The organism is Streptomyces sp. NPDC056160 (genome assembly GCF_042268205.1).
GTDB lineage: Bacteria > Actinomycetota > Actinomycetes > Streptomycetales > Streptomycetaceae > Streptomyces.
Genome location: NZ_JBHJUW010000111.1, coordinates 21298 through 29090, shown reverse-complemented (window position 1 = coordinate 29090; position 7793 = coordinate 21298). Strand labels below are relative to the sequence as shown.

The 7793-nt window shown below is 73.3% G+C and carries 7 protein-coding genes; 2 read left to right on the top strand and 5 right to left on the bottom strand.

What is annotated here, in order from left to right; all coding sequences use genetic code 11:
- Positions 1-70: 70 nt before the first annotated feature.
- From hypA to ACFC02_RS31275, 4 genes are read right to left on the bottom strand one after another with little or no spacing between them, the layout of a single operon-like run.
- On the bottom strand, positions 71-415 hold the full coding sequence (gene hypA / locus ACFC02_RS31290) for a hydrogenase maturation nickel metallochaperone HypA (RefSeq protein WP_360961549.1): 345 nt from the start codon (positions 413-415) through the stop codon (positions 71-73).
- A 2-nt stretch (positions 416-417) separates the two neighbouring features.
- Positions 418-1005 (bottom strand): NifU family protein, encoded by a 588-nt coding sequence (locus ACFC02_RS31285; RefSeq protein WP_376364623.1) that lies wholly within the window; start codon positions 1003-1005, stop codon positions 418-420.
- Positions 998-2791 carry a nickel-dependent hydrogenase large subunit gene (locus tag ACFC02_RS31280; protein ID WP_376364619.1) on the bottom strand — a complete coding sequence of 598 codons (1794 nt, stop codon included), beginning with the start codon at positions 2789-2791 and terminating at the stop codon, positions 998-1000. The genes ACFC02_RS31285 and ACFC02_RS31280 overlap by 8 nt, the downstream gene beginning before the upstream one ends.
- Complete coding sequence (locus tag ACFC02_RS31275) at positions 2788-4335, bottom strand: hypothetical protein (protein WP_376364616.1); 1548 nt, start codon at positions 4333-4335, stop codon at positions 2788-2790. Before ACFC02_RS31275 ends, ACFC02_RS31280 begins: the two co-directional genes overlap by 4 nt.
- Positions 4336-4513: 178 nt before the next feature.
- On the opposite strand from ACFC02_RS31275, the gene ACFC02_RS31270 reads away from it, so the two are divergent.
- Together ACFC02_RS31270 and ACFC02_RS31265 are read left to right on the top strand one after the other, a co-directional pair.
- Positions 4514-4987 carry an MSMEG_6728 family protein gene (locus ACFC02_RS31270; protein ID WP_376364613.1) on the top strand — a complete coding sequence of 158 codons (474 nt, stop codon included), beginning with the start codon at positions 4514-4516 and terminating at the stop codon, positions 4985-4987.
- Between the two features lie 218 nt (positions 4988-5205).
- A complete protein-coding gene (locus tag ACFC02_RS31265; RefSeq protein ID WP_376364610.1) occupies positions 5206-6243 on the top strand; it encodes a YihY/virulence factor BrkB family protein in 1038 nt (345 codons plus the stop codon).
- Here the strand turns inward: ACFC02_RS31265 and ACFC02_RS31260 are convergent.
- Positions 6219-7613: a PP2C family protein-serine/threonine phosphatase gene (locus tag ACFC02_RS31260; protein ID WP_376364607.1), complete on the bottom strand. Its 1395-nt coding sequence runs from the start codon at positions 7611-7613 to the stop codon at positions 6219-6221. The two genes, ACFC02_RS31265 and ACFC02_RS31260, sit on opposite strands and share 25 nt — an antisense overlap.
- Positions 7614-7793 lie beyond the last annotated feature (180 nt).

The window sequence follows — 7793 nt, the reverse complement described above, 5'->3', positions numbered from 1 at the left end:
CCGGTGCACCGCGCACCGACGGGCCGCCGTCCCGTTGCTCACACCTGACGTCTCGTCAATGCACCGCTGTTCACGCTGTCTCGATCGACGTGATGGCCAGCTCCCGTCCGCTGCGCAGATCCTGTGAGGGGCTGTCGCAGCGCGGGCACCAGAAGAACGGCGGCATACCCACCGCGAACTCGGCCGCGCACGGGGCGCAGTACGCCCGCGCGGGCACCGGCTCGACGACGAGCCGGGCCCCGGACAGCGCGGTGCCCGCGCGCACCACCTCGAAGGCGAAGTCCAGTGCGTCGGGCACCACTCCGGACAGCTCGCCCACCCGCACCGTCACCGCCGAGACGGTGTCCGCGCCCTCGGCCAGGGCCAGTTCCCCGGCCCGCTCCACGAGGGCCGTGGCGATCGACACCTCGTGCACCGTCACCCCCGGGTGGCCGGCCGGGCCAGGGCGTCCAGCGGGACGAACGCGGGGGCCGCCCGCCGCGCGGACGGCTCCGGCACCCGCTCCACCGCGGCCAGTTCGGGAGCTGCGGCGAGCACCGCCTCACGGACGGCCTCCAGGAGAGGGGAGGAGGCCGCGCCGCAGCCCGCACCGCACCCACCGCCGCCCTCGCTCACCCGCACCCGGGCCACCCGTCCCTCCAACCCGGCCCACTCCACGTCGCCGCCACGCTCGCGCACGGCGGGCCGCAGGCGCTCCACGGCACGCGCGGCCCGGCGCTCGGCGGGCTCGGGGTGGATGCCGTGGAGCACCAGCAGATGCCCCACCAGCTCGTCCTCGCCCGGCGACGGCCGCCCGGACGGCTCCGCGCCCGTGTGGTCGAGCAGCCGGGCCAGCGCCTCGCCGTAGACCTCGCTCAGCAGCCGCACCGCCTCCAGCGCGCGGCGCACGGTCGGGCCCGGCGCGGACTCCAGCTCGGCCAGCAGCCCGTCGATCCGGGCCAGCCGCTCCTCGGCCTCGTCATCCGTGAGCCGTCCGGAGACGGACCGCTCAGCCGCCTCAGCCATGGGAGGCCCCGTAGGTGGGGGAGTGCAGGGTGGTGAGGGTCCTGCCGTTGCCGGTGTACATGTGCACGCCGCACGGCAGGCACGGGTCGAAGCTGCGGACGGTGCGCATGATGTCGACGCCCTTGAAGTCGTCGGGGCCGTTCTCCTCGAAGATCGGCTGGCCCTGGACGGCGTCCTCGTAGGGACCGGGGGTGCCGTACTGGTCGCGGGGGCTGGCGTTCCAGGGAGTGGGCGGGTACGGGTGGTAGTTGGCGATCTTCCTGTCCTTGATGACGAGGTGGTGGGAGAGGACTCCGCGGACCGCCTCGTGGAAGCCGCAGCCGATCGCCTCCTCGGGCACCTCGAAGTTCTCGAAGACCTTCGTCTCCCCGGCCCGCACCAGTGCCATGGCCTCGTCCAGGAACTGCAGGGCCATGGCGGCGGCGTACGCGATGAAGTAGGGGCGGGCCCGGTCGCGTTCGAGAGTGTTGGACCACTGGGGGATCTTCCACTCCAGGGTCGTCTCCGGCAGGGTGTCGCCCCGGGGCAGGGTGATGCGCACGCTGTGGCCGGTGGCCTTGATGTACGGGGTGTCGACGAGGCCGTTGAGGGCGGTGGACCACAGGCGGGCCAGCGGGCCGCCGCCGGTGTCCAGGGCCAGGTGGTCGCCGCTGCCCCGGTCGTACCAGCGCGGGCTCATGACCCAGCTGTAGTTGCCGTCGAAGTCGCGTTTCTGCGGGACCGGGACGGTGGTCTGGTTCCACGGGTGGCGCATGTCCACCGGGTTGCCGAGCGGGTCGTGGGTGACGAAGGGCTGCTCGCCGGCCCAGTCGTCGTAGTAGGACGAGCCGAGCAGGATCCGCAGGCCGAGGTTGATGTCGACGAGGTCGCTGGTGACCAGCCGGCCGTCGACGACGATGCCCGGGGTGACGTACATCGCCCGGCCCCAGGTGTTCATGTTCTCGTAGCGGTAGTCGACCACGCCGGGGTTCTGGAACGCCCCCCAGCAGCCGAGCAGGATGCGGCGGCGGCCCACCTCCTCGTACCCGGGCAGGGCCTCGTAGAAGAAGTCGAAGACGTCGTCGTTCATGGCGACGGCCTGCTTGACGAAGTCGATGACGTGCAGGAGCCGGGAGAGGTAGTCGGTGAAGGCGGTCGGCGAGGGCACGGTGCCGACCCCGCCCGGGTAGAGGGTGGAGGGGTGGACGTGCCGGCCCTCCATCAGGCAGAACATCTCCCGCGTCACCCGGGAGACCTTCAGCGCCTCCTTGTACACCTCGCCCTCGAACGGGTTGAACGCGCGCATGATGTCGGCGATGGTGCGGTACCCGTGGATGTCGCCGCGGGGCGCCTGGGTGCGTTCCGCGCGGGCCAGGACGGAGGGGTTGGTCGCCTTGACCATGGCCTCGCAGAAGTCGACGAAGACGAGGTTGTCCTGGAAGATCGTGTGGTCGAACATGTACTCGGCGGCCTCGCCGAGGTTGGTGATGTGCTCGGCCAGCGGCGGCGGCTTCACGCCGTAGGCCATCTGCTGGGCGTAGTTGGAGCAGGTGGTGTGGTTGTCGCCGCAGATGCCGCAGATGCGCGAGGTGATGAACCCGGCGTCCCGCGGGTCCTTGCCCTTCATGAACACGGAGTACCCGCGGAACAGCGACGAGGTGGAACGGCAGTCCACCACCTCCCTGTTGGCGAAGTCGATCTTCGTGTAGATGCCCAGGTTCCCGATGATCCGGGTGATCGGATCCCAGGACATGTCCACGATCTGCGCGGGTTTGCGCCCGGCCGCGTGTGCCTCGGTCGCCGTCATGTCAGTGAACCTCGTTCCTCGCCGTCCGTGTGCCGCGGCTCGACCTCGTCGGGGCGGAAGTAGTGGAAGCGGCCGTACCAGCTGTGCAGTTCGGCCGCCGGATCGTCGTCGACGGTGACGGCGAGGTGCACGCTGCCGTCCACGTCGTGCCGGAGCGCGGCGACACGGGCCGCGCGTCCCTCCAGGAACATGTCCTGCGCGTCGGCGCCCCGGCGGCGCGGGCGCAGCCGCACCCGGCTGCCGGCGCCCACCGGCACCCCGTCGACCAGCACGATGTCGGTCGACGGCGACAGCCCGTCGTCACCGCCCTCCCGCCACCAGACGGGCCGGGCCGCACCGGGCCGCGGGACGTCGGTGGCGGCCTCGGGCGACGGGGCCGTGACCGCCGCACGCTCACGTCCCGCGGGCGCCAGGGAGCGGATGGCGCCGTGCAGGCGGGAGAAGACTGCCGGGGGCATGGTGTCCACCCGGTCGAGGATCTCGGCCGCGCGCGGATCGGTGGCGCGTGCCTCGGCCTTCTCCGCGTCCGTCAGCAGCATGGTGCGCAGCGTCAGGATCTCGTCGATCTCCGCGGCGTCGTGCAGGTCGCCCGGGCTCTCGGGGGCCACCTGCGGCCGGTCGGGAAGGATGATCGGGGCGGAGAGCAGCATGTCCGCGACGCCCTCGTGGCGGTCACCGGCCTGCTCCGCGCCGCCGAGCACGGGGAAGGTGAACGCGTTGCGGCACCCGCGCACGAGGTCCGCCAGCTCCGCGGGCGGATCGATCAGGGACACGAACTCCACCCCCGTACCGCCGACGAGGGTGTGCGCGGCGACGAGCGCGCCGCGCAGCGCCTCGTCGCGACAGACCCCCGGGTCCGGGGCCGTTCCCGTGTTCTCGGTGCGCACCCGCAGCCTGACCAGGCCGGGGCCGAGCCGCTCGGCCGTGAGCGTGGTGCGCGCCCGTACCTCCTCGCACCGGCGCACCACGCGGCCGGCGCCGGCGGCCAGCGGCTCGGCCCGCGTACCGGCGGGCGACCCCACCGCGGCCGCGTGCTCCGTGCCGTCGAGCAGGTCGGCCAGGGCGGCGGTGACGTCGACCTCGCGCGGCACCGCCTCGTCGAACGTCAGGTGCACCGCACCGTCGTCCGTGCGCAGCGACTCGACCGGGCGGTGCCGGCCGTCCGGGCCGGCCTCCTCCACCTGCTTGCGCAGCACCTGGAGGTAGCGCACCCGCACCCGCAGCACGGCGTCCGGCCGCAGGACCCGCAGCAGGCACTCCGTGCGCTGGTACCAGGAGTCGGCGGAACCGGACGGGCCGGGTGTGACCGGCCCGTCGCGCTCCACCAGGTCGCGGGGCAGCAGCACCCCGAACTGCCAGCGGACCCGGTTCTTGGGCGAGGAGCGGCGGTAGGGGTAGAGCAGGTAGCCCTCGTACAGGACGGCGTCGGCCACCGCGCACAGCTGCGCGAAGCCGGTCCCGTCGTCGGGGCCGGAGTCCGCGGCGGTGGCGTCGACGGCCGATCCGGCGCGGGCAACGCCGTCCTCGGCCACGGCATCGGGCATCCGGCCTCCTCGGTTCGCGTGTGCGCCATCCCTTCCACCACCGGCACCCGCCTCACTCGGCCTCCGCCCCTGGGGCTGCCCGGGTTGCTCCGTCCGGCGCAGCCCGCGGCCCCCGCGGCGCCGGAAGGCGGCAGACTGCCCGGACGACGAGGAAGCCCACGACCTCCCGCGGGGTGCCATGCAGACGTTCCTGCCGTACGCCGACTTCACCGAGTCGGCGCGGGTGCTCGACCGACGCAGACTGGGCAAGCAGCGGGTCGAGGCGCTGCAGGTGCTGCGCGGGCTCACCGTTCCCGGCTACGGATGGCGCCGGCATCCGGCCGTGCGCATGTGGGCCGGTTACGAGGAAGCCCTCGTGCGCTACGGGCTCGACGTCTGCCGCGTCTGGCGCGAGCACGGCCACCAGGACAGCTGTGCCGCCACGCTCGTCGCCGACCTGGCCGCCCGCCGCCCCGGCCTCGGCGTGCGCGAGCAGGCCGAGCTGGCCGCCGCCGGTGAGCTGCCGCCCTGGCTCGGCGACGAGGCCCTGCACCGCAGCCACCGCTCCGCGCTGGTGCGCAAGGACCCGCAACGGTACGCCGGCCTGTTCCCGGGGGTGCCGGACGACCTGCCGTACGTGTGGCCGGCCTCGGACCGGGAGTCCCTCACCTAGGGCGTTCTTCGAAAGCAGCGCCTTCCGCCCGGAGGGCGGGCCCCGCGGGACTTTCGAAACACGCCCTGGCCAGTGCTGCGGCCGGAAGGGTTCACCGGCTGACCTTTCCGGCCGCAGCGCCAGCCGGCCGTATGGCATGGGACGCCCTGGCCAGGGCACTTGGAACGGGCGGCGGTGTGCGCGGCAGCCGAGCCACGGCCGACCGTGTGGGAGAGCGCATGGGAGTGCTGGCCCGGGTGGACTCCTACCAGCGACGGCACCGCTGGGCGGGGCTGCCGCTGGCCGTGGTCTACAAGTTCTACGACGACCAGGCGGCCTACCTGGCCGCCCTGCTCACGTACTACGGCTTCCTGGCGCTCTTCCCGCTGCTGCTCTTCCTCGTCGCGGTGCTCAGCGCCGTCCTCAGCAGCAGCCCGCACCTCCAGCACGCGGTCCTGAACTCGGCCCTCAGAGAGTTCCCCGTGATCGGTGACCAGCTCGTCCACAACATCCACTCGTTCCAGGGCAACGCGATCGCCGTCGCGGTGGGCGTGGCCGGCAGCCTCTACGGCGTGCTGAACATCGCCCAGGCCGCCCAGCACGCGCTGAACAAGATCTTCGCCGTGCCCCGGCATGCCCGGCCCGACCCGTTCCGCTCCCGCTGGAAGGGGCTGAAGTTCCTGTCGCTGCTCGCGCTCGGCCTGTGCGTCACCACCGTCCTGTCCACTGCCGCGCAGTGGGCGTCGGGCCTGTTCGGCGCCCGGCTGGCCGTCGGGGTCGGGATCGCCGCCGAAGCGCTGGCCGTCCTGCTGAACGCCGCGCTGCTGATCGCCAGCTACCGGCTGCTGACCCGGCGTCGGCTGCCGCTGCGCGTGCTGTACGGTCCGGCGCTGGGCGCCGCCTGCGCCTGGCAGGCGCTGCTGTGGGGCGGCACGTACTACGTCGACCACGTCCTCCAGGGCGCCACGGCCACGTACGGCCTGTTCGGTATCGTGCTCGGCCTGCTCGCCTGGATCTACCTCGGCGCACTGGTCTACGTCCTCACGGCCGAGGTCGGCGCCGTGCGGTGCATGCGGCTGTGGCCCCGCAGCCTGCTCAGCCCGTTCACCGAGCGCGTCCACCTCAGCGCGGGCGACCAGCGGGCCTACCGGTCCTACGCGACGACCGAGTCCTTCAAGGGCTTCGAGAAGATCACCGTCCACTTCGACCCGCCCCCGCACGCGCGCACCGGTGAGGACCCCGATCCGTCCGATCACGATCCGGGCTGCCCTTCCTGAGGCCGGGGCCGCCGCTCGGGGGAGCTCGGCACCCGCAGCGCCAGCAGCGCGACGTCGTCGTCGTAGGCGTCCCGCCGGGTGATGAGCGCGTCGCACAGCGCGTGCAGCGGGGCGGTGGCCAGGGTGGCCGCGCGTTCGGCCAGCTGCCGCAGGCCGGCGTCGATGTCCTGGCCGCGGCGCTCGATCAGGCCGTCGGTGAACAGCAGCAGGGTGCTCGCCCAGGGCAGCGGGCGGCTGTGGTCGGGGCGGGGCAGCGCCGGATCGACGCCGACCGGGATGCCGTGCTGCTCGGGAGCCAGGACGTGCACGGTGCCGTCGGCGGTGACCAGCAGCGGCGGCGGATGCCCGGCGTTGGTCCAGCGCACGGTGTAACCGACGCCCGCCTCGTGCTCGATCCGGGCCGCCACCAGCGTGGCCGCGGTCGGGTCGCCGTACGTGCTCAGTGCCCGGTCGAGCGTGTCGACGACCAGGCTCGGCGGCCCGCACCGGTCGAAGGCCAGGGCGCGCAGCATGTTGCGGATCTGTCCCATCAGCGGCGCGGCCTCCACGTCGTGGCCGGTGACGTCGCCGACGACGACGAAGACGGCGCCGTCGGGCAGCGGCGTCGCGTCGTACCAGTCCCCGCCGAGCCGAGGCAGCTCGGAGGCGGGCTCGTAGCGCGCCTCGATGCGCAGCGGCGCCAGATCGGGCAGGACGGGCAGCATCCGGCGCTGGAACTGCTCGGTGGCCCGCTTGAGGTGCTCGTACAGCCGGGCGTTCTCGATGCTGACGCCCGCCGCGCTGGCCAGCGCCGTCAGCAGTGCCTCGTCGTCGTCGCCGAACGGCGTCCCGTCGTGCTTGTCGGCGAGGTACAGGTTGCCGTACACCGTCCCGCGCACCGTCAGGGGCACCCCGAGGAGGGTGCGCATCACGGGGTGGCCCTCGGGGAAGCCGATCGAGCGGGGGTCGGAGGCCACGTCGTCCACGCGCAGCGGCCTGCGGTCCGCGATCAGGCTGCCCAGCAGCCCGTGGCTCTGCGGCAGCCCGGACTCGCCCTTCAGCCGTTCGGCGTCCACGCCCGCGGTGATCAGGTCGACGAACTCGCCGGAGTCCCCGAGCACCCCGAGGGCGCCGTAGCGGGCCGCGACCAGGTCGGCGGCCACGTCCACGATGTGCTGGAGCAGGGCCCTGGTGTCCATGTCCGCACTCATGGCCACCACGGCGTCCAGCAGCCGGCGCAGCCTGCGCTGCCCGAGGGCCAGCTGCCGCACCTGGGCGCTCAGCTCCTCGAAGGACCTGGACCCGGCCCGGCGGCCGATCTCCTCCAGCGCGGCGGTCACCCGCCCGGCCGCCTCGTCCTCCGGCTCCGGCAGCCATGGTTCCTCGGACATGCCAGGCACCTTCCGCCAAGGACCGGGGCCCGTTCGTTCCCCCTCAGTGCCCCGGCACGATCACCTTACGCCGCCCCCCGGTAGGAGGCGTTTGTGATGATTCGCGCGATTGGCCGCTTGTCGTCCGGTCGGTGACGATCAAGACTGGCGACGGCCGGGTCCCGACATGGGCAGGACGCG

What these genes read in the sequence shown, in the direction of transcription:
- ACFC02_RS31285 (WP_376364623.1), bottom strand. Translation starts at nt 1,005, where the DNA reads ATGGCTGAGGCGGCTGAGCGGTCCGTCTCCGGACGGCTCACGGATGAC.
- ACFC02_RS31280 (WP_376364619.1), bottom strand. Translation starts at nt 2,791, where the DNA reads ATGACGGCGACCGAGGCACACGCGGCCGGGCGCAAACCCGCGCAGATC.
- ACFC02_RS31275 (WP_376364616.1), bottom strand. Translation starts at nt 4,335, where the DNA reads ATGCCCGATGCCGTGGCCGAGGACGGCGTTGCCCGCGCCGGATCGGCC.
- ACFC02_RS31270 (WP_376364613.1), top strand. Translation starts at nt 4,514, where the DNA reads ATGCAGACGTTCCTGCCGTACGCCGACTTCACCGAGTCGGCGCGGGTG.
- ACFC02_RS31265 (WP_376364610.1), top strand. Translation starts at nt 5,206, where the DNA reads ATGGGAGTGCTGGCCCGGGTGGACTCCTACCAGCGACGGCACCGCTGG.
- ACFC02_RS31260 (WP_376364607.1), bottom strand. Translation starts at nt 7,613, where the DNA reads ATGTCCGAGGAACCATGGCTGCCGGAGCCGGAGGACGAGGCGGCCGGG.